This is a genomic window from Vibrio sp. MED222 (genome assembly GCF_000153005.1).
Lineage (GTDB): Bacteria > Pseudomonadota > Gammaproteobacteria > Enterobacterales > Vibrionaceae > Vibrio > Vibrio tasmaniensis_A.
The window spans coordinates 559,768-585,224 of sequence record NZ_CH902608.1; the positions used below are offsets into that span (position 1 = coordinate 559,768).

General features: G+C 44.6%; 19 protein-coding genes, 8 tRNA genes and 1 pseudogene. 2 read left to right on the plus strand and 26 right to left on the minus strand.

Going from position 1 to position 25,457, the window contains the following annotated elements:
* Positions 1–248: 248 nt before the first annotated feature.
* The 5 genes and pseudogenes from rplS to ffh all read right to left on the minus strand — a co-directional run bounded on the left by rplS (position 249) and on the right by ffh (position 3,863).
* Positions 249–602, minus strand: a complete 354-nt coding sequence (rplS, locus tag MED222_RS08145) for a 50S ribosomal protein L19 (protein ID WP_009847607.1) — start codon at positions 600–602, stop codon at positions 249–251.
* A 59-nt stretch (positions 603–661) separates the two neighbouring features.
* Entirely contained in the window at positions 662–1,402 is a 741-nt protein-coding gene (gene trmD / locus MED222_RS08140) for a tRNA (guanosine(37)-N1)-methyltransferase TrmD (RefSeq protein ID WP_009847608.1), read from the minus strand.
* 26 nt (positions 1,403–1,428) lie between these two features.
* Positions 1,429–1,983, minus strand: a complete 555-nt coding sequence (gene rimM / locus MED222_RS08135) for a ribosome maturation factor RimM (protein WP_009847609.1) — start codon at positions 1,981–1,983, stop codon at positions 1,429–1,431.
* A 26-nt stretch (positions 1,984–2,009) separates the two neighbouring features.
* A pseudogene (gene rpsP / locus MED222_RS22035) lies at positions 2,010–2,256 on the minus strand (30S ribosomal protein S16).
* A gap of 212 nt (positions 2,257–2,468) precedes the next feature.
* Complete coding sequence (gene ffh / locus MED222_RS08130) at positions 2,469–3,863, minus strand: signal recognition particle protein (protein ID WP_004735506.1); 1,395 nt, start codon at positions 3,861–3,863, stop codon at positions 2,469–2,471.
* 200 nt (positions 3,864–4,063) lie between these two features.
* On the opposite strand from ffh, the gene MED222_RS08125 reads away from it, so the two are divergent.
* On the plus strand, positions 4,064–4,858 hold the full coding sequence (locus MED222_RS08125; RefSeq protein ID WP_012604751.1) for a cytochrome C assembly family protein: 795 nt from the start codon (positions 4,064–4,066) through the stop codon (positions 4,856–4,858).
* 125 nt (positions 4,859–4,983) lie between these two features.
* Complete coding sequence (locus MED222_RS08120) at positions 4,984–6,255, plus strand: HlyC/CorC family transporter (RefSeq protein WP_009847611.1); 1,272 nt, start codon at positions 4,984–4,986, stop codon at positions 6,253–6,255.
* Between the two features lie 177 nt (positions 6,256–6,432).
* Here MED222_RS08120 and luxS read toward each other — a convergent pair whose 3' ends face one another.
* The 21 genes from luxS to MED222_RS08015 all read right to left on the minus strand — a co-directional run bounded on the left by luxS (position 6,433) and on the right by MED222_RS08015 (position 25,439).
* Complete coding sequence (luxS, locus tag MED222_RS08115; RefSeq protein WP_009847612.1) at positions 6,433–6,951, minus strand: S-ribosylhomocysteine lyase; 519 nt, start codon at positions 6,949–6,951, stop codon at positions 6,433–6,435.
* Between the two features lie 24 nt (positions 6,952–6,975).
* Entirely contained in the window at positions 6,976–7,626 is a 651-nt protein-coding gene (locus MED222_RS08110; RefSeq protein WP_009847613.1) for a transglycosylase SLT domain-containing protein, read from the minus strand.
* A gap of 10 nt (positions 7,627–7,636) precedes the next feature.
* Positions 7,637–9,205, minus strand: a complete 1,569-nt coding sequence (gshA, locus tag MED222_RS08105) for a glutamate--cysteine ligase (protein ID WP_009847614.1) — start codon at positions 9,203–9,205, stop codon at positions 7,637–7,639.
* 99 nt (positions 9,206–9,304) lie between these two features.
* Positions 9,305–12,163, minus strand: a complete 2,859-nt coding sequence (locus tag MED222_RS08100) for a M16 family metallopeptidase (RefSeq protein WP_009847615.1) — start codon at positions 12,161–12,163, stop codon at positions 9,305–9,307.
* Between the two features lie 9 nt (positions 12,164–12,172).
* Positions 12,173–12,634: a YqaA family protein gene (locus MED222_RS08095; RefSeq protein WP_004735497.1), complete on the minus strand. Its 462-nt coding sequence runs from the start codon at positions 12,632–12,634 to the stop codon at positions 12,173–12,175.
* Between the two features lie 6 nt (positions 12,635–12,640).
* A complete protein-coding gene (locus MED222_RS08090; protein ID WP_009847616.1) occupies positions 12,641–13,594 on the minus strand; it encodes an NADP-dependent oxidoreductase in 954 nt (317 codons plus the stop codon).
* A 173-nt stretch (positions 13,595–13,767) separates the two neighbouring features.
* Positions 13,768–14,898, minus strand: a complete 1,131-nt coding sequence (locus tag MED222_RS08085) for a sodium ion-translocating decarboxylase subunit beta (RefSeq protein WP_009847617.1) — start codon at positions 14,896–14,898, stop codon at positions 13,768–13,770.
* A gap of 9 nt (positions 14,899–14,907) precedes the next feature.
* Positions 14,908–16,692, minus strand: a complete 1,785-nt coding sequence (gene oadA / locus MED222_RS08080) for a sodium-extruding oxaloacetate decarboxylase subunit alpha (protein ID WP_009847618.1) — start codon at positions 16,690–16,692, stop codon at positions 14,908–14,910.
* A 32-nt stretch (positions 16,693–16,724) separates the two neighbouring features.
* Positions 16,725–16,982 carry an oxaloacetate decarboxylase subunit gamma gene (locus MED222_RS08075; RefSeq protein ID WP_004741884.1) on the minus strand — a complete coding sequence of 86 codons (258 nt, stop codon included), beginning with the start codon at positions 16,980–16,982 and terminating at the stop codon, positions 16,725–16,727.
* A gap of 375 nt (positions 16,983–17,357) precedes the next feature.
* Positions 17,358–17,434 (minus strand) — tRNA-Arg (locus tag MED222_RS08070).
* Positions 17,435–17,518: 84 nt separating this feature from the next.
* Positions 17,519–17,595, minus strand: a tRNA-Arg gene (locus MED222_RS08065).
* A gap of 71 nt (positions 17,596–17,666) precedes the next feature.
* A tRNA-Arg gene (locus MED222_RS08060) sits at positions 17,667–17,743 on the minus strand.
* Positions 17,744–17,814: 71 nt separating this feature from the next.
* Positions 17,815–17,891, minus strand: a tRNA-Arg gene (locus MED222_RS08055).
* Positions 17,892–17,979: 88 nt separating this feature from the next.
* Positions 17,980–18,056: transfer RNA gene (locus MED222_RS08050), tRNA-Arg, on the minus strand.
* A gap of 88 nt (positions 18,057–18,144) precedes the next feature.
* A tRNA-Arg gene (locus MED222_RS08045) sits at positions 18,145–18,221 on the minus strand.
* Between the two features lie 88 nt (positions 18,222–18,309).
* A tRNA-Arg gene (locus MED222_RS08040) sits at positions 18,310–18,386 on the minus strand.
* A gap of 84 nt (positions 18,387–18,470) precedes the next feature.
* A tRNA-Ser gene (locus tag MED222_RS08035) sits at positions 18,471–18,563 on the minus strand.
* Between the two features lie 480 nt (positions 18,564–19,043).
* Positions 19,044–19,241 carry a carbon storage regulator CsrA gene (gene csrA, locus MED222_RS08030; RefSeq protein ID WP_009847619.1) on the minus strand — a complete coding sequence of 66 codons (198 nt, stop codon included), beginning with the start codon at positions 19,239–19,241 and terminating at the stop codon, positions 19,044–19,046.
* Positions 19,242–19,333: 92 nt separating this feature from the next.
* Positions 19,334–20,515, minus strand: coding sequence for an aspartate kinase (locus MED222_RS08025; protein ID WP_009847620.1), 1,182 nt, complete (start codon positions 20,513–20,515; stop codon positions 19,334–19,336).
* Between the two features lie 219 nt (positions 20,516–20,734).
* Positions 20,735–23,317: an alanine--tRNA ligase gene (gene alaS, locus MED222_RS08020; RefSeq protein ID WP_009847621.1), complete on the minus strand. Its 2,583-nt coding sequence runs from the start codon at positions 23,315–23,317 to the stop codon at positions 20,735–20,737.
* Positions 23,318–23,567: 250 nt separating this feature from the next.
* On the minus strand, positions 23,568–25,439 hold the full coding sequence (locus tag MED222_RS08015) for an alpha-amylase family glycosyl hydrolase (protein WP_009847622.1): 1,872 nt from the start codon (positions 25,437–25,439) through the stop codon (positions 23,568–23,570).
* Positions 25,440–25,457: the final 18 nt, after the last annotated feature.

Below are 25,457 nucleotides of genomic sequence, written 5' to 3' on the forward strand. Positions count from 1 at the left end.
CCTATAACACGGCACTAATGGGGATTCCCTACTCCTTCCTTCGTCAGTCTAGGGAATGACAGCTCCTGTTGATTCAAAAACTCCCTCAGCGGTTCGACAGCCTATCAAGGTATCAAGGCTTGTCATTCGTCATCCTCAAGAGTGAGGAACGAGCAAGTTGGAGATCTCTTACCTGTGAGACTCTAAATAGCAGACACAAAAAAGCGGAGCCAAATGGCTCCGCTTTTATCGATAGAATGCAAAAAGAATTACTTCTTAGTAAGCTTCTCTTTAATACGAGCTGACTTACCAGAACGCTCACGTAGGTAGTACAACTTGGCACGACGTACTGCACCACGGCGTTTAACTTCGATGCTATCAACCATTGGAGAGTGAGTTTGGAACGCACGCTCTACGCCTTCACCGTTCGAGATCTTACGAACTGTGAATGCAGAGTGTAGACCACGGTTACGAATAGCGATTACAACGCCTTCGAAAGCCTGTAGACGCTCACGGTCACCTTCTTTTACCTTAACCTTAACTACAACAGTGTCACCTGGTGCGAATTTAGGAAGGTCTGATTTTAGTTGCTCTTCTTCAAGAGCCTTGATGATGTTGCTCATTTGTATAAATTCCTAGAATAAACTGATACTAAATTTAATAGGTTACTGCTTGCTTTTCGTTAAGAGCGTTGCTCTTTAATGAATTCAGCCAGTAATTGTTCCTGTTCGTCAGTCAGAGCTAGGTTTTCCAGGAGTTCTGGTCTTCTTAGCCAAGTTCGGCCCAACGATTGTTTCAATCGCCAGCGACGAATGTCCTTATGGTTTCCAGACTTGAGTACCGATGGCACATCTTTATCGTCTAGCACCTCAGGGCGCGTATAATGGGGACAATCTAGCAAACCATTTGCAAAAGAATCTTCTTCTGCTGATGCGAAATCTCCAAGTACACCCGGAACAAACCGAGATACTGAATCAATCAACGTCATGGCTGGCAGCTCGCCACCCGTCATCACAAAATCTCCAATCGACCATTCTTCGTCGACTTCAGATTGAATGATGCGCTCATCTACCCCTTCATAGCGACCACAAATAAGAAGCAAGTTCTCGTTTGTTGCCAGCTCTTCAACACCTTGTTGGTCGAGTTTACGACCTTGAGGTGAAAGGTAAATAACCTTCGTCTTTCCCGGTGCTGCCTGTTTGGCTGTTTGGATAGCATCGCGCAAAGGCTGAACCATCATTAACATGCCAGGACCACCACCGTAAGGTCTGTCATCAACAGTGCGATGTTTATCATGAGTGAAATCACGAGGATTCCATGTTTCAATAGATAAAAGACCTTTTTTAACCGCTTGACCTGTTACTCCAAAATCAGTAACAGAACGGAACATTTCAGGAAAAAGGCTAATAATGCCAACCCACATGTGTTCTCTCGCTCTGTAATTTGGAGTTAGAATCCAGGATCCCAGTCAACTTCGATCCGGCGAGCTTCGCGATCAACTTTCTTGATCACTTGCTCTTCAAGGTACGGGATTAACCGTTCCTTTTGGCCAAAAGCATCTTTAAGATTTGCTTTGATTACTAGAACATCGTTCGAGCCAGTTTCTAATAGGTCAGTGACCTCACCAAGGTTGTAACCTTTAGTGGTAAAAACTTGCATACCGAACAATTCGCGCCAGTAGAATTCATCTTCTGACAATTCAGGTAATGAAGCAGGGTCAATAGCAATTTCAAAGTTGGTCATCAGTTGCGCGTCTTCACGTACATCTAATCCCGCTAGCTTACATACATAGCCTTGACCATGACGTTTCCAGCTTTCAACTTTATACTCAACCCACTCGCCCTTTAGCTTTAAATACCAAGGACTGTAATCAAATATGCTTTCAGCATTGTCTGTGTAGGAGAACACTTTAAGCCAGCCACGAATACCATAGGTAGACCCAAGTTTACCCATAACAATTCTTTCGTTTTGCTCGCTCATCGTTTCTTTACCCTTCATCGACATAAGCTATTTCTCTTTTTAAAAAAGAATTAAGCCGCTTTTTGAGCGTCTTTAACTAGCTTAGCTACGCGGTCAGATAGAGATGCGCCTTGACCAACCCAGTGGTTAACACGATCTAGGTCTAGACGTAGACCTTCTTCTTGACCTTGAGCAGTAGGGTTAAAGAAACCTACTTTCTCGATGAAACGGCCAGTTACAGAGTTACGCTATCCGCAACTACGATTTGATAAATGGGCGCTTCTTTGCACCGTGACGTGCCAAACGAATGGTTACCATGTCGTCCTCTTTGCTTTCTTAATAAAATAATTAACCCCAAGTATAAGTAAATAGCTTGGGGTCTCGTGCCAAATTAAAGCCCCGGAATTTTACTCTTATTCCGGGGCAATGCAAGGGCTTTAGCTATTTTTTCACCAACATAGCCACCGCTCACTTTCTGTGACACGGCTAACACTATGAAAAGTAACGTAGCTAAAGCTTACATTTGTAGATTATCGGCCAAACGGGTTAAAACCACCACCCATTCCGCCCATACCTCCACCGCCGCCCATCATGCCTTGCATGTTGCGCATCATGCCTTTCATTCCACCTTTCTGCATTTTCTTCATCATCTTCTGCATTTGAGTGAACTGTTTAAGCATACGGTTTACATCTTGTACTTGCGTACCAGAACCTGCAGCAATACGCTTTTTGCGTGAGCCTTTGATTAGGTCTGGGCGCTGACGCTCTTTCATTGTCATAGAGTTGATGATCGCTTCCATTTGCTTGAACATCTTGTCATCAACTTTATCTTTAACGTTGTCTGGTAGCTGAGACATGCCTGGAAGCTTATCCATCATGCCCATCATGCCGCCCATATTTTTCATCTGACCAAGCTGCTCGCGGAAGTCTTCAAGGTCAAAACCTTTCTTCTCTTTGAACTTCTTAGCCAGTTTCTCTGCTTTCTCGGTATCAACGTTCTTCTGTAGATCTTCAATAAGAGACAGTACGTCGCCCATACCTAGGATGCGAGAAGCAACACGATCTGGGTGGAATGGTTCTAGTGCGTCAGTTTTCTCACCAACACCTAAGAATTTAATCGGCTTACCTGTGATGTGACGAACAGACAGTGCAGCACCACCACGCGCGTCACCATCCACTTTCGTTAAGATAACACCGGTTAGTGGTAGCGTATCGCCAAAGGCTTTTGCAGTATTCGCAGCATCTTGACCTGTCATAGCATCAACAACGAACAGCGTCTCTACTGGTTTAATGGCAGTATGAAGCTCTTTGATTTCACCCATCATCTCTTCATCGATAGCCAAACGACCGGCAGTATCGACAATTAGCACGTCGTAGAATTTCTTCTTCGCGTGGTCGATTGCAGCGTTTGCAATATCAAGAGGCTTTTGGTCAGCTGAAGATGGGAAGAAGTCGACACCCACATCGCTTGCTAAGGTTTCAAGCTGTTTGATCGCGGCTGGACGGTAAACGTCGGCAGACACAACCAAAACTTTCTTCTTATCACGCTCAGTCAGGAGCTTAGATAGCTTACCTACCGATGTGGTTTTACCCGCACCTTGTAGACCCGCCATTAAGATAACTGCTGGCGGTTGTGCTGCTAGGTCAAGAGCCTCGTTAGACTCCCCCATCACAGCTTCAAGTTCAGCTTGAACGATCTTAATGAATTCTTGACCAGGTGTTAGAGATTTAGAAACCTCAACACCTACAGCGCCTTCTTTAACGCGCTTAACAAAATCGCGGACAACTGGCAGTGCAACGTCGGCTTCAAGTAGCGCCATACGTACTTCACGCAGCGTCTCTTTAATATTGTCTTCGGTCAGGCGACCTTTACCGCTGATGTTTTTCAGCGTTTTGGATAGACGATCCGTTAAATTATCAAACATAGTTTTCTCTTCGCTCAAAACTGCGACTATTACTGTGAGTATACATTAGCGCGGATTAGAGTCATACCCGTTGTGGAGCGTTAATCATCCACGCATGTGATGTGAGACATTATTCACTTGGAATTGAATGAGGTTCACCATAGCCCCAAAGAGCGATGCGAGGTATAATTCGCCAATTAGTAATCATTTAAATGGATACCATGGACAGTCTTATTGCGATCGCAGCAGCCTTTCTTTATACAATGGCGATTTTCACGATCATTCCAGGTCTCGTGCACCAAACAGGAATCCGTGTAAAAACGGTGTTTATCAGCGCATTACTTGCTTTAGCTTTCCATGCTTGGTTGCTTGGCGATTTAATCTTTAATGCCAGTGGTCAAAACCTCAGTATCTTAAACGTTGCTTCTTTAATCAGTTTAATCATATCTGTGGTCATGAGCGGTGCTATGCTCAAAACACGTTTGTGGTTCATCTTACCTGTTGTTTATAGCTTCGCTGCTCTAAATCTAATGGCTGCCACTTTTCTTCCTAGCACCTTCATCAAACACTTAGAGAATGACCCAAAGCTGCTTGTGCACATCTCTTTGGCTCTGTTCTCATACGCGACACTTACCATCGGTGCGCTATACGCTATGCAACTCGCGTGGCTAGATCACAAACTTAAAAAGAAAAAAGCGTTAGTGATAAACCCTAACCTACCTCCTTTAATGATGGTGGAAAGACAGCTTTTCAAGATCATTTTAATCGGTAATGGTTTGTTAACAGGTACTTTATTAACTGGACTTATCTTCGTACAAGATATGTTTGCTCAAGGTAAAGCACATAAAGCAGTATTGTCTTTTATAGCTTGGGTTATCTATTCCATCCTTCTTTGGGGTCACTATCAGAAAGGTTGGCGTGGGCAAAAAGTCACATGGTTTGCCCTTGCGGGTGCCACCATGCTCACATTAGCTTACTTCGGTAGCCGCTTCGTTCAGGAAATAATCCTGAATTAGTCTGTATAATGAAGGTAAGCTCTCACACCTTGCCTTTAAAATATTGAGTACGATACATTCAATTGACATCTCGACCATGTTCGGTCATAAATTAATCAAGATACACAAAAAGGAAAAGAATAGTTTTGGACGACATATCAACGGGTATCTTATTTGCGCTACTCGCGTGTCTCATTGTAATTTCTGGTTATTTCTCTGGTTCCGAAACGGGCATGATGTCCTTGAACCGCTACCGTTTAAAGCACTTGGCCAATACGGGTCATAAAGGTGCCAAACGCGTAGAAAAACTTCTAAGTCGCCCAGACAGATTGATTGGCCTTATTCTCATCGGCAACAATCTCGTCAATATACTTGCATCCGCGATCGCGACTATTCTTGGTATGCGTATCTACGGAGATATCGGCGTTGCAATCGCAACCGGAGCCCTGACCCTAGTGATCCTCGTGTTTGCTGAGGTTACACCAAAAACCATCGCTTCTCTTTTCCCTGAACGAGTTTCTTACGCCAGCAGTATTCTATTAATAATACTGATGAAGGTGCTATCTCCATTGGTTATCTTGGTCAACTTTATTACCAATGGCTTCATTCGTATCTTAGGCGTTAAAGCTAACCATGATGCAACCGATCATCTAAGCTCAGAAGAACTCAGAACCGTAGTAAATGAAGCGGGTAGCCTAATACCACAGCGTCACCAAGATATGTTGGTGTCTATTCTCGATTTAGAACACGTCACCGTGAATGACATAATGGTGCCACGTAACGAGATCACCGGCATCGACATCAATGATGATTGGAAATCGATCGTGCGTCAGCTCACTCATTCACCTCATGGTCGCATCGTGTTGTACCGTGATCAGATAGATGAAGTGGTTGGCATGCTGAGGTTACGTGAAGCTTATCGCTTGATGCTCGAAAAGAACGAATTCAATAAAGAGACCCTGCTGCGTGCTGCAGATGAGATCTACTTTATTCCGGAAGCGACACCGCTTAACACCCAACTGCTTAAATTCCAACGCAACAAACAGCGTATCGGTTTGATTGTTGATGAGTATGGCGATATTAACGGTTTGGTTACCCTCGAAGATATTCTCGAAGAGATCGTGGGCGAATTTACGACTTCAATCGCACCAAGTTTATCTGAAGAGATTACACCGCAAAGCGATGGTAGCTTCTTGATTGAAGGCAGCGCTAATATCCGAGATATCAACAAAGGTTTGCAGTGGGCACTACCTACCGATGGACCAAGAACACTTAATGGTTTGATACTGGAGCATCTTGAAGATATTCCAGAGAGTCACCTGAGTGTTCAGGTTGCCAGCCATCCAATGGAAATTGTTGAGCTCGAAGAGAATCGCATCAAGCTGGTGCGTGTGTTTCCGCAGATCGTAAACGGATAGAGGCGACTCATTATATGAGAGTAACCCACTGAGTTACCAACTAAGTCCCTCTACAACAAAAGGCCCGGTTCATTGAACCGGGCCTTTTAGTATCTAGCTCTTTTTGTATCTAGCTCGCTCACTCTCTAGTGCAAAATGTATCTAGAGTAAAGCGCATTCAATGTGAACCAAAAATGATTAGTCGATTTTAAGCTCTTGAAGCATCGACTCTGGCAATGCCAGTTCATCATTTTTGTTTACTGAAATACCGGTAGCGATGATTGCATTCGCAATCTCTTTAGCTTCATCTAAGGAATGCATTGCCGCAGTACCACACTGGTATTCGTTCAACTCAGGGATCTTATTCTGGTTCTCAACTTTCAGTACGTCTTGCATAGCCGCTAACCAAGCTTCAGCCACTTGCTGCTCTGAAGGCGTACCAATCAAGCTCATATAGAAACCGGTACGACACCCCATAGGCGATATATCAATGATTTCAACCGCAGAGCCATTGAGGTGAGCACGCATGAACCCAGCGTATAGGTGCTCGAGAGTATGAATACCTCTCTCAGATAGGATATCTTTGTTTGGCGCAGTAAAACGCAGGTCAAATACCGTAATGGTATCCCCTTTTGGGGTTTGCATTGTTTTAGCAACACGAACTGCAGGTGCGTTCATGCGCGTGTGATCAACAGTAAAACTATCTAATAAAGGCATTGCTATTCTCCATGACGATTGGCTTTAAAAAAACCAACTTCGATTGTCTTCTAGTTCTTTTCGGCACTGTTTAAGTTGCCATCCATAATCTTTTGCTTGCTGTTCGACTTTGCGAGCCACCTTAATCAACGATGGTTTGCTGTTGTATGATTTGCGCTTATAGCCACCACGGCCTTCATGATAAGCCAGATATTGGTTATACGGGTCCCATAATGAGATTCCTAACTGACGGCGCGTCTCGCTGGTGTACCAACCAATGAACATTAATGCATCATCAAAATTGGTTCTCGAACCACCATTATTGGTCGCTTTTTGAAAGTCTTCCCAAGCAGGGTCTTGAGCTTGTGCATAGCCATAGGCACTACTGACTCTTCCCCACGGTATAAAGCCAAGAATATAATCTTTTGGTGGACGCGCATCATGTCGAAAGCTGCTCTCTTGTTTAACAAAAGCCATCGCGACGTTAATCGGTGTGCCCCACTCATCTTGCATATCGACCGCATCTTCATACCAAGAAGGGTGCTCTCTGAAGATGCTGCATATATTATTTTGCTGCTTAGGAGGAGGCGTCGCACATCCAACCAATAGGCTAGAGACAATACCAACAGTCACGACTGGTAACCATTTTCCACCCACATGAGTAGACTGACCTAATAAGGCTTGCTTCCTTTCCACCAAAGTCTCGCTATGCTTTTAAATATGAAAAATAGTCCGTTAAGAAACTATCAAAATCTTGAGTGCTCGCTTCTTCACTTTGCTGTTGAGCAATGACAGAGCGTTGAACTTCCGCTTCCATTAACTCAGCAGAATAAACTTTATATTGGTGTGCCTTGTGTTGTTGAGCATACGTTTTTCCTAACGCACAACCCACTTTACCCAAACCACCCAATTTCTTGGTCTCTTCTAATAACTGGCCAGAAATGGTCAACTCAGGGTTATCAATCCAGGCTTCAAGCGTATCGCACGTTTCTTGGTATGCACGACCACCTTGCTCAGCATCCATCAACTCAGCGATAACTCGAAGATCTTTGAATACATTTTTAGCCCAGTCTTGCAGAGACAGTCTTTCTCCATCACAACCAATCTTGAGCTCTAAACCAACCTGACGACCTTCTAAGATCACCTTGTTCCAGTTATCGCGCCAGCATTCAAGTTCGCAGTTATCCATCTCAGCAGAGTCTGATAACACGCTCCACGTTAGGAATAAATCTAAGAAGCGAACTTGCTGTTCATTGATGCCAATTGAACTGAATGGGTTTACGTCTAAAGAGCGAACCTCGATGTACTCAACGCCAGCACGAGCCAGTGCTTCAGATGGTTTCTCGCCACTTTTCGCCACACGCTTAGGACGGATTGGAGCATAAAGCTCATTCTCAATTTGCAGTACGTTGCTATTTAGTTGACGGTATTCCCCATCAACCTTAGTGCCAATCTCAGCGAATTCTTCTGATGGTGTGCGAATCGCTTGATTCAAACCTTCAAGGTATTGGTCTAGGCTGTTGAAGCCAATCTTCAGTACACTTTGCGCACTGTTGGTGTAACCAAGGTCACTTAAGCGCAATGCCGTTGCTTTGGGTAGATACAGTGTTTCTCCAACCTTTTCAAAAGGTAGGTTGGTTTCTCTTCCTTTGATAAAAGAAGAACATAGCGCAGGTGAAGCACCGAAGAAGTATGGGATTAACCAACCAAAGCGGTAGTAATTACGAATCAAACCGAAGTACGCATCTGATTTAGCTTCGCAACGCGCTTCTTCGGTTTGCTCTCCAAACAGACTGTCCCAAAAGCTTTCTGGGAAAGAGAAGTTGAAGTGAACACCCGAAATAATCTGCATCAGACTACCGTAGCGACGCTTTAGGCCTTCACGATATAGCGTCTTCATCTTACCGTTGTTAGAAGTACCGTATTGCGCAAGCTGAATGTAATCTTCACTCCCCACATAACAAGGCATAGAGAGTGGCCACAGCTTTTCGCCGTCTAACTTGGTTTGAGTGAAGTGATGAATATCAGACAACTGATTCAAAAGCGTCGGAACGTCGTTAGAAACAGGCGTGATAAACTCCAGTAGCGACTCAGAGAAATCGGTCGTTACCCATTCGTTCATCAACGCAGATCCTAAAGCCTTAGGGTGCGGCCCAGTAGCAAGATGCCCATCTTCCGTGTAGCGCAATGTTTCCCTTTCAACACCACGACCAAATTGAGAGAAGGTCTTAGGGTTGGTTGCAACTTGCTTTAGTCGCGCAGCAAAATCAGTCAAAATTCTGTTCACTTATCTTATATTGTTCTTATTAGAACTATCATAAATTAGGTTGGAGGAGAAAAGTAGAATCTCTTCCCTCCCCCTTTAATGTGTACTCTAACGAATGATTTCAAGCTCTTCTATTGGAATATCTAACTTTTCTAATTGAGGGCGCAGCGAAGTCGCGTCACCAACAACAATTATTTGATAATCATTCGGGTCAAACCATTTCTTCGAGAGCTCATTTAAAGTCTCTTTTGAAACCGTTTCTACTATCTGGTTGCGCTGCTGTAGGTAGTCTTCATCAAGGCTCAGCGTAACAATATTACTCAACAATCCAGCCTTTTGACTTGGTGTTTCGTATTTAAGCGCATCTTGTTGACCGACGGCAAGGCGCATAAATTTCACCTCTTCGTCAGTTAATCCACTCTGACTAAATTCATTTAGCTCAGCAATAAACTCTTGAATTGATGGAACCGTCGCATTGGCTCTAACTTGAGCACTAAACACTACCGCACCAGTTTCACGCGTACTCGCAAAGTAACCGCTTGCACCGTAAGTGTAGGCTTTGTCTTCACGCAGGTTCTGGTTGATGCGGCTATTGAAGTTACCGGCTAAATTAAAGTTAGCCAATTGACTTAAATACAATTCACCGGTCGCATCAAACGGTAACCCTTTACGAACTAAGCGTACAATACTTTGTGGTGCTCCCGGCTTATCCACTAAGTACAAGTTCTGGCCCGAAAGCTCCTTGATGATCTGTGGACGAGTGAGTGGTGCAGCGTCACCTTGCCATTCTTCAAAGAACTGAAGCTGCTTTCCAACCTCCTCCTTCGTGATGTCCCCTACAATAACAATATTAGCTCCCTCAGGAGTATAGTGCTGACTGTAAAACAGTTTTACATCGTCTAGAGTTAACGATTCTAGAGAATCCTTGGTGCCATCACTCGCTCGACCAAAAATACTGCTACCGAACAACACCTCTCGGGTTGCTTGAGAAGCCATCCAGCTCGGTTGTTGATGCTGATACACTACGCCTTCTAACATCTGACTCTTAACGCGTTCGAAATCTTGAACATCAAACTTAGGCTCAAATAGAACTTCTTGCACGATCGCTAAGGTTTGAGGCAGGTTTTTCTCTAACGTCGAGACCGAAATATCTGTGGTATAGCTGCCAGCACTAATGCTAACGCTACTACCAAGCTTATCTAAGGTGGCCTGTAACTCTTCAACCGTTCGTTTAGTCGAACCTTCTTCCATCATCGATGCAGTTAGGTTCGCCAAACCCTCTTGACCTTTACCAACATAGCGCTCACCCGCAGGGAGTTGAATTTGTAGCTGCACTGTCGGCGTTTCGCTAGTCACAGTACCAATCAAGTCAGTACCATTAGCAAAATGCATGCGATACAGCTCAGGCATGGTCGCTTCAACACCAAAGTTCACTTCAGGCATCACGCTGCGATCAAATGTGTTCGGTGCCTTTCTGAAATCCAATTGTTCTTCTGTCACTTTGCTGTATTCAGGAAGGGTACGAGCAGGAGTGCTAAATGTAGCCTCGCGAACCGCTAAGTCGAGTTTTTTCTTAGGAACCACACTCAAGGTAACCTTGTGCTTACCTTCGATAAAATCTCGGTACGCCTTGCTTACGCTTTCAGGGGTAACAGATCGGATTTGATCGAGTTTTGATTCAATACGATCAGGCTGGCCATAGAAGGTTTGATTTGACGCGAGCTGTGAAACCTTGCCTCTAACACTTTGCAGTGCAAACACCGCATTCGCTTCAGCCATGCCGGTAATTTGATCTAGACGATCTTGTTCCACACCGCCTTTCGAAAATTGTTCTAGGGTTTCCATCAGTTCTTTATTAAGAACCGTCAAATCTCCCTTTTCACCTGAGTCACCCATCGCATAGACATACATAGTACAAGCGAGCTCAGCACAATCGTGGAAAGAGCCTGCACTCACCGCTTTTTGCGTTTTTACGAGGTTTTGGTACAGATAACTGTTGGTCCCTGAACCTAACACGTTAGACAGCGCATTCAGTGAAGCTTGCGTATCTTCACCGCGGTAGGTTGTTGGCCAACCAACAAGCACCATCGGCTGACGAACGTTGTCTTCTAACGTGATGTACTTATCTTCTGTTAGAACAGCTGGTTGCTTCTCAGCAGCCTTAACTTCCGGACCTTGAGGGATTGGGCCAAAATACTGATTAACCCACTCTAGCGTGTCATCAACGTCGATATCACCACCGATAGTCAGTACCGCATTATTTGGGCCGTACCAACGTAGGAAGAACGCCTTAAGGTCATTCACATCAACACGGTCTAGATCTTCCACATAACCGATTGGTTGCCATGAGTAAGGATGACCTTCAGGGTAAAGCGCTTCACCCATGCGTTCCCACATCAAGCCATAAGGACGGTTTTCATAACTTTGAGCACGTTCGTTTTTAACCGTGCCTCTTTGAACTTCGAATTTCTTCTGAGAAACCGCATCCAATAAAAAACCCATTCGGTCTGATTCTAACCACAACATTTTCTCAAGTTGGTTAGATGGAACGGTTTCAAAGTAGTTAGTACGATCACGGTTAGTCGTGCCGTTTAACGAGCCACCCGCCTCGGTAATGATCTTAAAGTGCTGCTGGTCACCGACGTTCTCAGAGCCTTGGAACATCATGTGTTCGAAGAAATGAGCAAAGCCCGATTTGCCTATTTCTTCACGAGCTGAGCCGACATGATAGGTCACATCCACATGTACAAGAGGATCAGAATCATCAGGGGAAAGAATAACTGTCAGGCCGTTTTCAAGCTGATATTTGGTGTAAGGGATCACCACTTTATCTTTAGAAGGCTTAACCTCTTCTAACAGAGTGACACCTTCAGGTAACGAGGAAAAGAAGGGTGTAGAGCTAGGTACATTGTAAGAACAGCCTGCAATGGCGATAAGAGAAAATGTACCAAGTAAAACCTTTTTCATAGGTTCTCCTTAGAAAAAACCGAAGTAGATAGCAGCAAGTAAGCTGTAGCGAGCGGCTTTGCCAATCGCTATCAAAATAACGCTAGGAATAAATTTCATTCTTAACCAACCCGCGGCTAAGCACAAAGGGTCACCAATGATCGGCAACCAACTGAATAACAGTGTCCAATAGCCATAGCGGCTCAGCCAAGCCATAGCCTTATGACCATGCTTTTCAGATTGAGTTCGATTAGGCAGCCACAAACCAATCCAATAGTTGGTCAGCCCGCCTAAAGTATTACCGAGTGTCGCCAGAAGAATGATTGATGATGTTGAGAACTGATCTAAGCTCAATGCTGCAACAAGGCTTGCTTCTGAGCCCCCTGGTAACAATGTGGCACTCAAGAAGCCACTAATGAAGAGCACCCACAGCGCCGAGTCAGAAAACCACAACGCTATGTTTTCAAAAAGAGAATTAAAGAACTCTAGCACTGCATATTAACCTTCTTGCATTTTAAGTAGTACCTTGCCTCTGGTGTGTCCGGTTTCTACTTGTAGATGCGCCGACTGTGCTTCATCTAACGGGTAGATAGTTTGAATTTCTGTTTTGAGCAACCCTACGCTAACCATGTAAAGCATAGTGTCCATTTGCTCTGGATTTGGCTCAACGAGCATACCTGAAGCGGTGAAACCCAATAATGTCGCTTTCTCGCAAATTAATTCAGCAGACAGCGTAGGCACCGTTACCACTCTCGCACCATCTTTCAAACACTTCAACGCATCAAGCGCGGTATCACCACCCACTAAATCAATCAGTACATCAACATCAGAGACTCTTTCCGATGCTGGCGCAAATTTATAGTTAATCGCATGAGCGCCTAACGTAGCAAGGTAATCAAGGTTAGCCTCGCTGCAGGTCGTGTAAACCTCAGCTTTTGCAGCCACTGCGATTTGAACCGCAAGGTGACCAACGCCGCCGGCGCCCGCTAAGATGAGTACGCGATCGCCCTCTTTCACTTCCGCTTTGTTAAGCGCTTGTGCTGCGGTTTGGCTAGCGAGTGGTAAAGCTGCAGCCGCTTCTAACGCAACCGAGTCTGGGACCATACTTAATGCGACTTCTGGAACACACACATACTGGCTATAACCGCCACCTTGCAGTGGAAAACCAATAAATCCGGCTACGTTATCACCAACAGTAAAACGCTCTGCCTGTTCGCCTAGCGTAACAATTTGCCCTGAAATATCGTAACCAGGAACCCAAGGAAGGTTGTCTTTGTTTTGTGCTGCCGCCCAACCAAGGCCAGCACGGGTTTTTACATCAATAGGATTAACGCCTGAAAAGGAAACTTTAACCACCACTTCTCCGGCCTTAGGCTCAGGAATAGTACTGGTTTGAATACTGAGGTTTTCGACGCCGCCGAATTGAGTAATCGCAATCTGTTTATTTTCCATTTCCACATTTCCTTGATTGATAGAAGCCCTGATGAGTAAGCACCCTAATTAATAAAAAGAAAGGGATGCGAAAGCATCCCTTTGACTATAAACCATTTAATAAGGCGAAGTTAACCGCTCATGCGTAAATTGACGACCAATTAACGTAACGAGCAGCATAGCCAAGTAACTCATTAACCTACGAGAGCTAATAGGATACCCGCAGCAACGGCACTACCAAGTACACCCGCTACGTTCGGACCCATCGCATGCATCAACAGGAAGTTCTGAGGGTTTGCCTCAAGTCCAACCTTATTCACAACACGAGCCGCCATCGGAACCGCTGATACACCAGCGGCGCCAATCAGTGGGTTAATGTCTTCTTTCGAGAAGCGGTTCAGCAGCTTCGCCATCAATACACCACCAGCCGTACCAATACTAAACGCCACCGCGCCTAAACCTAGAATACCCAGTGTCTCTAAGTTCAAGAACGTATCCGCTTGAAGCTTAGAGCCAACACCTAGGCCAAGGAAAATAGTCACAACGTTAATCAGTTCGTTTTGGGCTGTTTTTGAAAGACGATCAACCACACCCGCTTCGCGCATTAAGTTACCCAAACAGAACATACCTACTAGAGGGGTTGCTGATGGTAGGAACAAAATCGTCATAAGCAGTACAGCTAGCGGGAAAAGGATCTTCTCAGCTTTGCTTACATGACGAAGTTGAGCCATCTTAATTTGGCGCTCTTCAGGAGACGTTAACGCTTTCATGATTGGTGGCTGAATAATAGGAACTAAAGCCATGTAGCTATACGCCGCTACCGCAATCGCACCTAATAGATCAGGAGATAGCTTGCTCGCCAAAAAGATCGCGGTTGGGCCATCGGCACCACCAATGATCGCAATTGACGAAGCATCTGCCATTGAGAACTCCATTCCTGGTACATAGTTCAGCAAGATCGCGCCAAATAGCGTTGCGAATATACCAAACTGAGCAGCAGCCCCGAGCCACAGTGTTTTAGGGTTAGCAATCAACGCACCAAAGTCCGTCATAGCTCCAACACCCATAAAGATCAGCAGTGGAAAAATGCCAGTTTCAATACCAATGTAGTAAACGTAGTAAAGCAAACCGCCGGGATCCGTGAATCCAGCATTTGGAATATTGGCTAATACAGCACCAAAACCAATAGGTAACAGCAGTAAAGGTTCAAACCCTTTGCGAATTGCCAAAAACAACAGTGAGCAACCAACCAACATCATACAGATCTGGCCGAACTCAAAGTTAGCAATCCCTGTTTCAGACCATAAGGTCATCAATCCTTCCATGGTGCTCCCTTACGCTAAGCTTAGTAGTGGAGCGCCTACAGTAACTGCATCGCCTTCTTTAACATTCAATTCTTGAACGATACCACTGCGAGCAGCTCGTACTTCCGTTTCCATTTTCATCGCTTCTAGGATCAGAAGAACATCACCTTCGGCCACTTCAGCACCCGCCTGAACGATGACTTTAAAGATGTTGCCGGCTAATGGAGCTGGAACCGCTTCTGCATCAGAAGCCGCAGCAGGTGCTGCTTGAGCTGCTTGTGCAGGTTTCGCTGATGGAGATACCGATGTCAGTTCACCTTGAGGGCCAACTTCAACATCATAAACTTGACCATCAACCTTCACGCTGTAGCTCTCAATGCCGCCAGCAGCAGGTTGTGGTGCCGCCGTAACAGGAGTTGCAGCTTCAGCCGTTGGTACAGGTTCAAACGCTTCAGGGTTGTGACGGTTTTTAAGGAACTTAAGACCCACTTGTGGGAATAGTGCGTACGTCAGTACATCATCAACGGTATCTTCAGCGAGTGAAATACCATCTGATTTCGCTTTTTCTAAAAGGTCAGTCGTTAACGTATCCATTTCAGACTTAAGTAAGTCAGCAGGACGACACGTGATTGGCTCAGCACCATCTAACACTTTCGCTTGCAGTTCAGCATCAACCTCAGCAGGAGCTTGACCGTATTCGCCTTTCAGTAGACCCGCAGTCTCTTTAGTGATGCTCTTGTAGCGCTCACCCGTTAGAACGTTGATAACCGCTTGAGTACCGACAATCTGAGAAGTAGGTGTTACCAAAGGAATGTAACCCAACTCTTTACGTACGCGTGGGATCTCTTCTAGAACTTCATCCATGCGATCGGCAGCGCCTTGCTCTTTAAGCTGGCCTTCCATGTTGGTTAACATGCCGCCAGGAACTTGAGCGATCAAGATTCGAGAATCGACACCTTTTAGCTGGCCTTCCCATTTCGCATACTTTTTACGTACATCACGGAAGTAAGCCGCGATTGGTTCGATTTGGTCTAGTTTGAGATTCGTGTCGCGCTCTGTGCCTTCTAGCATAGCAACAACCGTTTCGGTTGGTGTATGGCCGTAAGTACAGCTCATAGAAGAGATTGCGGTGTCTAGAATATCAATACCCGCTTCAACAGCTTTAACGGCTGTAGCGGTTGATAGACCCGTTGTCGCGTGGCTATGCAGCGCTAGAGGCACATCACAAGACGCTTTGATGCGAGTGATTAGCTCTTCCGCTTCATAAGGCTTTAATAAACCTGACATATCTTTGATGCATAGTGAATGACAACCTAGATCCTCTAGGCGCTTAGCCAAATCAACCCACGTATCTGAGTTGTGAACCGGACTGGTTGTGTAAGACAACGTACCTTGAGCGTGGCCGCCAACATCAATCGTTGCTTTCACTGCGGTTTCAAAGTTACGTACGTCATTCATCGCATCAAAAATACGGAATACGTCCATGCCGTTACTATGGGCACGTTCAACAAACTTTTCTACTACATCATCCGCGTAGTGACGGTAACCCAATAAATTTTGACCACGCAGTAGCATCTGCATTGGTGTGTTGGGCATCGCTTTTTTCAGCTCTCGTAAACGTTCCCACGGATCTTCTCCAAGAAAACGGATGCACGAATCAAACGTTGCGCCGCCCCAAGTCTCAAGTGACCAGTAACCGACTTTATCCAGTTCTGCCGCAATTGGCAGCATATCTTCGATACGCATACGAGTAGCAAATAGTGACTGGTGCGCGTCACGAAGTACCACATCTGTGATAGCTAGTGGTTTAGACATGCTCATAAACTCCTTTTTAATCCTTTAAAATGCTACTTAGCAGTAGACGCACGGTATTGATGAACCGCGGCCGAAATTGCTGCCACTACCTGTGGACTAACAGCTGAAGGGTTTGATTGTGATTTTTGAATTTTTTTAGGTGCTGCGATCGGCTCCGGTACTTCTTCTGGTACCAGTTTTGACATCAACCGAACGAGGTAAACTAGAATAGTTAAGAAAATAAAGACAACGGACATCCCCGTTATCATTAGAGTCGCCGCATCTCCTAGCAGGCTTCCAATATTAGTCATGTTGCTTCCTTTCTTCGTCATCCTGACATACGTACAGGATTTCAGCGAATAGTGATCCCGACCCATGGATTATCTCGATTGGTAAAAGTTTGTCAATTTTGTTTAAGGTTCTGTTACGGATAACGCACACATAAGGTTAATTATTCGCCTATCAGATCACATAAATCTGTCAAATGAGTCATTTTTAGATATTTAAACTGTGACTTAAACGGGGCTTTTCTGAGAATTGATATGAGAAAGGTAGAATAACAAAGAAGCAATCAAGAATTACTTTAAATACAACAAGTTAAAAACACCACAAATTTAACATTGTTGCAACAAATTTACAGAAGACATAAAAAAAGCCTCGTAAAAACGAGGCTTTCTCTAATAATGTGGTGCGCCCTGGAGGATTCGAACCTCCGACCGCCTGGTTCGTAGCCAGGTACTCTATCCAGCTGAGCTAAGGGCGCAACGGTTTCGATATTAAGCAGTTAATTAAGGCAATAAAGCAAAACTAAACATTCAACATCAGGATTAGTAAAAACCCTAAATAGTGGTGCGCCCTGGAGGATTCGAACCTCCGACCGCCTGGTTCGTAGCCAGGTACTCTATCCAGCTGAGCTAAGGGCGCAACGGTTTCGATATTAAGCATAAAGTTAAAACTAAACGTTCAACATCAGGATTAGTAAAAACCCTAAATAGTGGTGCGCCCTGGAGGATTCGAACCTCCGACCGCCTGGTTCGTAGCCAGGTACTCTATCCAGCTGAGCTAAGGGCGCAACGGTTTCGATATTAAGCATAAAGTTAAAACTAAACGTTCAACATCAGGATTAGTAAAAACCCTAAATAGTGGTGCGCCCTGGAGGATTCGAACCTCCGACCGCCTGGTTCGTAGCCAGGTACTCTATCCAGCTGAGCTAAGGGCGCAACGCTTTCGATATTGAGCTGTTAGTTAAGGCAATAAAGCAGTTAAAACTAAACGTTCAACATCAGGATTAATGAAAACCCTAAATAGTGGTGCGCCCTGGAGGATTCGAACCTCCGACCGCCTGGTTCGTAGCCAGGTACTCTATCCAGCTGAGCTAAGGGCGCAACGGTTTCGATATTGAGCTGTTAGTTAAGGCAATAAAGCAGTTAAAACTAAACGTTCAACATCAGGATTAGTAAAAACCCTAAATAGTGGTGCGCCCTGGAGGATTCGAACCTCCGACCGCCTGGTTCGTAGCCAGGTACTCTATCCAGCTGAGCTAAGGGCGCAACGGTTTCGATATTGAGCTGTTAGTTAAGGCAATAAAGCAGTTAAAACTAAACATTCAACATCAGGATTAATGAAAACCCAAAATAGTGGTGCGCCCTGGAGGATTCGAACCTCCGACCGCCTGGTTCGTAGCCAGGTACTCTATCCAGCTGAGCTAAGGGCGCACGGTATCTTCAAGAGAAGAAGTTGTGAAATATATCACATTCTGTTTCTACGAAACAAAAAAAAGGCCATAGGCCTATAATGAATGGCGGTGAGGGAGGGATTCGAACCCTCGATGCGGCTACAAACCACATACTCCCTTAGCAGGGGAGCGCCTTCGGCCACTCGGCCACCTCACCTTATTCATTATTCTCGAAACACTTACAAGTAAGAGTAAAGAGAATGGTGCGCCCTGGAGGATTAAAATTGGACAAAAACACTCAACCGTTTGCTATTTAATCAAAGCGCTTGCAAATTGAACTTATAAGCTTCAAATCGCGCTTTTTCCCTTAAAAATTAAGGTGAAAGATTGGCAATAATAAACAGCAGAAAACAATTATCTAATTTATCTCGCAGTAAGTGTCACTGCTGTTTGCACAATACTACGGGATGCAAATTTGCGCCATAGGGGAAACTAACAAATCTTGAGTTTGCGCAGACAAAATACCGTGTAACAGCGATGATCGATCCTATTTGTATTTCATAACGCCATAAAGCTCTCACTTCACCGCGTTAAGACTAACCCGCTACCACCCCATCGATGTTCACATGCGTATTTCCATTCCCCCAAGATCAAAAAAGGCTAGCAACAATGCTAGCCTCTTCTCTACGCAAAAGTATTAGTAGTTGCCAGGTGCAACGTTACCATTACCTTTTTCAGCTTGAATGCGCATGTAGATCTCTTCACGGTGAACAGATACTTCTTTAGGTGCGTTAACACCAATACGTACTTGGTTACCTTTAACGCCTAGTACAGTAACTGTTACTTCGTCACCAATCATCAGTGTTTCGCCAACGCGGCGAGTCAAAATTAGCATTCTTTGCTCCTTGAGTAATCTCTAAATTTATCTAGCTACGCGAGCATTATCCAACAAAAGTTATATTTTCGTAAACTATCGATTGAGTTTATTTAACCAAAATGCACTTCTTTTTTAGGATAACCCTGTGTTTCACGCGCTACGATGTATGCATTGTGTAATATGTTAGCAGCCATATCGACTTGCGTTGGTGATATCACCAAAGTTAAAGACTGCTGTTGCAATAAGTGATGCTGTACATCAATTTCGCCTTCAGACAACAATCCATGTGAACTGACCACAATTTCTTGTGTTCGGCTTCCTACCACAGTTAACAAACTAACCTGTTCACTATTACGGATTTTCTCGTCAAAAACTAGTTTTAATTTAGCACTAATGTCCGGTTTGATAATGAGTGCTGCCCGTTCTGTTTCCTCGATCACACTACAGACTTCAATCCCTAATAAATGGCAATGCGACATGAGAGACGGTAAATCTTGATTCAAACACTCGATGCGAACCATATCTCTTTGAATAGCTATCCCAGCAATATCATTCAAACAGTCATTACCCGCGATAAGAGTTCCCTCGCCTTCTTCAAAGCTCGAAAGCACTCTCAATGGTACATTATGTCGCCACGCATGTTGAACACATGGAAGGTGTAAAACCTTAGCGCCTCTGCGAGCCATTTCTTCCATAGAGGGAAAGTCTAAGGTATCTAATTTCTTAGATTGCTTAACCACTCTAGGATCGCAGGAATATACGCCATCAACATCGGTATATATCTGACACTCTTTCGCTTGAAGGGCGCCCGCCAACGCAACGGCTGTGGTGTCTGAACCACCTCGCCCTAAGGTTGTGATATCACCTTTCGCATTAACGCCTTGAAAACCTGCAACAATGACAATCTGGTCATCATCTAACAGCGCTTTAATAGGAGCGGTATCAATACGCTCAATCGTCGCATTATTATGATTAGAATCGGTGTGTATTTTGGCTTGATAGCCAGTCATCGATGTCGCTTCATAACCCAACTTGTGCAACGTCATCGCTAACAAAGCCATGGAAACTTGTTCTCCGGCCGTCAACAGCACATCCAACTCTCTAGCGTTTGGTACGCTATCAACTTGTGAAGCTAAGTTAACTAACCGATTTGTTTCACCTGACATAGCAGAAACGACAACCAGGATCTGGTTCCCTTCATTTTTCGCTTCAATGATTTTTTCTGCTACATGATGGATTCGTTCAATTGAACCCACCGACGTTCCACCAAATTTCTGCACGATAAGAGGCATTTTCACCCGTCCTCACCTTCCCAAGACCAATGTCTATATATGACAAAAAAACACATACTCCGCGTCAGAGCGAAGCAATAAAAAATTAACCAAGGAGTCTAACGCAACCATTAAACTTCTTGGTTAATCTCAATCAAACCTGATTAAGAGACTCTTCTACTAGTCAAAATAAAGATGCCCAATCATCTGATTGGGCATCTTGTTATCAATTACTTAAGCTTAAAGACGCTCTTCAAGCCAAATACGTACTGATTTAAGCGCTTCAGGTAATGCTTCAACGTCAGTACCACCCGCTTGAGCCATATCTGGACGACCGCCGCCTTTACCACCAACTTGCTCAGCAACCATCTTAACGAGGTCACCCGCTTTAACTTTGCCGATAAGGTCTTTAGTTACGCCAGCAATCAGGCCAACTTTACCGTCTGCTACGTTCGCGATCAGGATGATGCCGCTACCTACTTGGTTTTTAGCGTTATCAACCATAGTACGTAGGTTCTTGTTGTCTGCACCTTCAATGGCAGCAACCAGTACCTTAGTACCAGAGATCTCTTCTACTTTACCCATGATGTTTGCACCTTCAGCTGCAGCCATCTTTTCTTTAAGCAGTTGGATTTCTTTCTCTAGAGATTTCGCTTTCTTAGCTGATTCAGCAAGCTTCTCTTCGTAAGCGTTAGCCTGAGCTTCTACTGCATCTAGAGCAGCTTCACCCGTTACCGCTTCAATACGACGAATACCCGCAGCGATACCACCTTCTGAAGTGATCTTGAATAGACCGATATCACCCGTGTTGCTTGCGTGGATACCACCACAAAGCTCAGTAGAGAAATCGCCCATAGACAGAACGCGAACTTCATCATCGTACTTCTCGCCAAACAGTGCCATCGCACCTTTTTCTTTCGCTGACTCGATGTCCATGATGTTAGTTTCAATCACATGGTTCTTACGAACTTGTGCGTTAACTAGACGCTCTACTTCTTTAATCTGTGCTGGTGTTACCGCTTCAAGGTTAGAGAAGTCAAAACGTAGGTTGTCTGGCTTAACTAAAGAACCTTTTTGAGCAACGTGCTCACCTAGAACTTCGCGTAGTGCAGAGTGAAGTAAGTGAGTTGCTGAGTGGTTTAGTGAGATAGCAGCACGACGCTCAGCGTCAACCGTTGCTTCTACTTTATCGCCTTGAGCAAATACACCTTCAACTAGCTCACCGTGGTGAGCAAATGCGTTACCTAGCTTCTGAGTGTCTTGTACTTTGAATAGACCAGATGCTGTTTTTAGCGTACCAGCGTCACCACATTGACCGCCTGACTCAGCGTAGAATGGTGTCTCTTCAAGGATGATGATTGCTTTGTCGCCAGCCGATAGTGAAGATACTTCTTCGCCGTCAACGAATAACGCAGAAATCTCACCCGCACCTTCAGTACCTGTGTAACCACAGAACTCAGTGTTCGTGTCTACTTTGATCGTTGCGTTGTAATCAGTACCGAACTGACCCGCTTCACGTGCACGCTTACGCTGTGCTTCCATCGCCTTCTCAAAGCCTTCTTCATCGATAGTAAAGTCGCGTTCACGAGCTACATCGTTAGTAAGGTCAGCTGGGAAGCCATATGTATCGTAAAGTTTGAAGACTGTTTCACCGTCAAGCTCTTTGCCTTCAAGTGCGTCCAATGCGTCGTTAAGGATAACCATGCCACGCTCTAGCGTGCGACCAAAGTTCTCTTCTTCAATGCGAAGTACTTTTTCAACAAGCTCTTGCTGTTTCTTAAGTTCATCTGCAGCAGAACCCATCACTTCAGCCAGTACACCTACAAGCTTGTGGAAGAACACGCCTTGTGCACCAATCTTGTTACCGTGACGAACTGCACGACGAATAATACGACGTAGAACGTAGCCACGACCTTCGTTTGAAGGCATAACGCCATCAGCGATTAGGAATGAACAAGAACGGATATGATCAGCAATAACGCGCAGCGATTGGTTAGATAGGTCGTCATGACCTACCACTTCTGCTGTCGCTTTGATTAGCTTTTGGAATACATCAATTTCGTAGTTAGAGTGAACGCCCTGCATGATTGCAGAAATACGCTCAATACCCATACCAGTATCTACAGCTGGCTTAGGTAGCGGTTCCATAGTGCCGTCAGCATGACGGTTGAACTGCATGAATACATTGTTCCAGATCTCGATGAAACGGTCACCATCTTCTTCAGGTGTACCAGGACGGCCGCCCCAGATGTGCTCACCGTGATCGTAGAAGATTTCAGTACATGGACCACAAGGACCAGTGTCACCCATTGTCCAGAAGTTATCAGATTCAAACTTCTTGCCGCCTTCTTTGTCGCCGATGCGAACAATCTTGTCAGCTGGGATGCCCACTTTCTTGTTCCAGATTTCGAATGCTTCGTCATCTGTCTCGTAAACCGTTACTAACAGGCGATCTTTTGGCAGACCTAGTGTTTCAGTCAGGAATTCCCAAGCAAACCCAATCGCTTCTTCTTTGAAGTAATCACCAAAGCTGAAGTTACCTAGCATTTCGAAGAATGTGTGGTGACGAGCCGTGAAACCTACGTTTTCAAGGTCATTGTGTTTACCACCCGCACGTACACAACGCTGAGCCGTAGTTGCTCGAGTGTAGGCACGTTTTTCGGCGCCTAAGAAGCAATCTTTGAATTGGTTCATACCTGCATTAGTAAATAGCAGGGTTGGATCGTTATGTGGAACTAACGATGAACTGTCTACGATTTGGTGTTCTTTGCTCTCAAAGAACTTAAGGAACGCATTGCGAACCTCATCAGTGCTCATGTACATGCAGCTCTTCCTGAAAATAGTCGAGTTAGAATTTTGCCGTATTGTAGATCATGGTTAAGGCTTCGACTAGTTTTCTTGTAGAAAAGACACCCTTGGGCAGGATTTTAGTTGGAATTCGATAAAATGAAGAATATTCCACTAGCTCGAGCAAAGAAAAAACAAAAAAAACCTCGCACAATATGTACGAGGCTTAAGCAGTTGAAACTCAATCGAAAACCAGTAAACCGTTATTAAGAGTCTGTCTTACTGGTTAATGCTTAGTGCGTAAGATAACCACTTCATTTTGGTCTAGGTTAAATGTGCCGCTGCCATTAGAAACAACCACTTGGTCAGTGCCTAATACACTATCGTAAGTTCCGTTTGCCAATCCTAAATTCACCGCGTTAACCGATGTACCTTGACCGAGGTTCATTGCAACCACAACTACGTCATCGCCTGCGTTACGTTCATATACCAATACATCATTGCTGATCCAGCGCTCAATATAATCACCTTGCTGCACCGCATAGCTTTCTTTACGTAACTTACTCAACTTTTTAATCATCTTGTAAGCATTGGTCGTTTTATCAAAGCTTGGCATCATTTCACGGTTGTATGGGTCATTACCTTGTTGGCCAAAACTGTTGGTAGTGAAGTTAGCCGCGTAGTGCTCTGTTCCATAGTAAATACATGGAATGCCACGAGAGGTCATAATAAGCGCTAAACCCAACTCCACTCTGTCTTGTGCAAATGCAACACTTTGACGACCACCCCACTTGTCTTTTCCTGCGCCAAAGTTCTTCGCGTCTGAGCGTAAAACGGTAGAGATACGTGACGCATCGTGGTTATCTAAGAACACCACTTGCCAATCACTGCTTGTGAATTTTTGGTCTCTCAGCTTCATGTAGTTATTAATGGCATACATGCCAGTTCCATTGTGTTGTAGCAAGGCGTTTTCGATGGTGTTTCTCAAACCAAAATCAAGCAATGCAGAGCCTGATGTATTGGCAAAATCGATAGAGGCAAAGTTTGATCCTGTTGCGTCAGCACCTGAATCCATCCACTCACCAAAGAAATAGAAATCTTTACCTTGGCTTTTCTTCGCGTACGCGTTTATTTGGCCAGTAAAATCTTGGATAAACTCTTTATCCATATGTTTCACCGCATCAATACGAATCGCATCCACACCTAAATCAACCCAGAATTTCGCGCCATCAATCAAGTACTGACGCGCAGGGCCATCTTTACGTTGGTCAAAATCGGTTAAGTTAAACAAGGTTTTATTACGAACCGCCCATGCGTCGTTCCATTCCCAATCTTTACCGTTTTCAGCGATCGCTCCATTATGATGGTAATACCCTGCATTATCATTTTTGTAGTCGGTAACTCGAACACCCTTTTTATAAAGTACACCGTATTCCCCTTCATCATCAGGGTTAGAGTGATTAGGCGCATAGTCCAGCACGAGTTTCATGCCGTAGCTATCCATTTTCGTCTTTAATGCTTTAAAATCGGCAACGGTACCTAGATGCTCGTCAACTTTAAAGAAGTCACGTCCCCAGTAGCCGTGGTAACCCGCACCGCCTCGACTGTCAGGCACGTTAATGTTATCTGCTGGAGGCGTTATCCAAATGGCCGTGATCCCCATATCATGCAAGTAATCTAGCTTTGCAGTTAAACCTTTTAAGTCACCACCAAAGTATTTTTTGAAATCCGATTTGTCTGCCGAATACATGTCGGCACCCGTCGCTGTATTATTGGCTGAATCGCCATCATAGAAACGGTCAAGAAACACGAAATACATGGTTTCATCACGCATATCAAAGGGAAGTTTTTCATGGACCACCACTTTATTCGTGTCGTCATAGAAATTAATTTCGTAGGTTTTATTAGGGTCAACTGAGAAATTTGATAGAGGGTAGTTTTCAGACCAATCACCAAAGCGATCAACCTTAAAACTAGGAGAGTTCGTTCCATCACCGGTATTAAATTTTTTCACTATTTGCCAGTGGTTTGCTTTCACTTTAACCATAGATTCGGCTTGCCAGTTATTGGCTGTACCACGGAAATAGGCCTGGTTCCAATCTGCCATAGCAGGTAGGGAAGCCAGTAATGCTGATAGCACAATAAGCTTATTCTTCATGTGTCGTCCTTTATTCAC

What these genes read in the sequence shown, in the direction of transcription:
- rimM (WP_009847609.1), bottom strand. Translation starts at nt 1,983, where the DNA reads ATGTCGATGAAGGGTAAAGAAACGATGAGCGAGCAAAACGAAAGAATT.
- oadA (WP_009847618.1), bottom strand. Translation starts at nt 16,692, where the DNA reads ATGTCTAAACCACTAGCTATCACAGATGTGGTACTTCGTGACGCGCAC.
- MED222_RS08100 (WP_009847615.1), bottom strand. Translation starts at nt 12,163, where the DNA reads ATGAAAAAGGTTTTACTTGGTACATTTTCTCTTATCGCCATTGCAGGC.
- MED222_RS08090 (WP_009847616.1), bottom strand. Translation starts at nt 13,594, where the DNA reads ATGGAAAATAAACAGATTGCGATTACTCAATTCGGCGGCGTCGAAAAC.
- MED222_RS08075 (WP_004741884.1), bottom strand. Translation starts at nt 16,982, where the DNA reads ATGACTAATATTGGAAGCCTGCTAGGAGATGCGGCGACTCTAATGATA.
- MED222_RS08015 (WP_009847622.1), bottom strand. Translation starts at nt 25,439, where the DNA reads ATGAAGAATAAGCTTATTGTGCTATCAGCATTACTGGCTTCCCTACCT.
- MED222_RS08125 (WP_012604751.1), top strand. Translation starts at nt 4,064, where the DNA reads ATGGACAGTCTTATTGCGATCGCAGCAGCCTTTCTTTATACAATGGCG.
- rplS (WP_009847607.1), bottom strand. Translation starts at nt 602, where the DNA reads ATGAGCAACATCATCAAGGCTCTTGAAGAAGAGCAACTAAAATCAGAC.
- csrA (WP_009847619.1), bottom strand. Translation starts at nt 19,241, where the DNA reads ATGCTAATTTTGACTCGCCGCGTTGGCGAAACACTGATGATTGGTGAC.
- trmD (WP_009847608.1), bottom strand. Translation starts at nt 1,402, where the DNA reads ATGTGGGTTGGCATTATTAGCCTTTTTCCTGAAATGTTCCGTTCTGTT.
- ffh (WP_004735506.1), bottom strand. Translation starts at nt 3,863, where the DNA reads ATGTTTGATAATTTAACGGATCGTCTATCCAAAACGCTGAAAAACATC.
- MED222_RS08025 (WP_009847620.1), bottom strand. Translation starts at nt 20,515, where the DNA reads ATGCCTCTTATCGTGCAGAAATTTGGTGGAACGTCGGTGGGTTCAATT.
- luxS (WP_009847612.1), bottom strand. Translation starts at nt 6,951, where the DNA reads ATGCCTTTATTAGATAGTTTTACTGTTGATCACACGCGCATGAACGCA.
- alaS (WP_009847621.1), bottom strand. Translation starts at nt 23,317, where the DNA reads ATGTACATGAGCACTGATGAGGTTCGCAATGCGTTCCTTAAGTTCTTT.
- MED222_RS08085 (WP_009847617.1), bottom strand. Translation starts at nt 14,898, where the DNA reads ATGGAAGGATTGATGACCTTATGGTCTGAAACAGGGATTGCTAACTTT.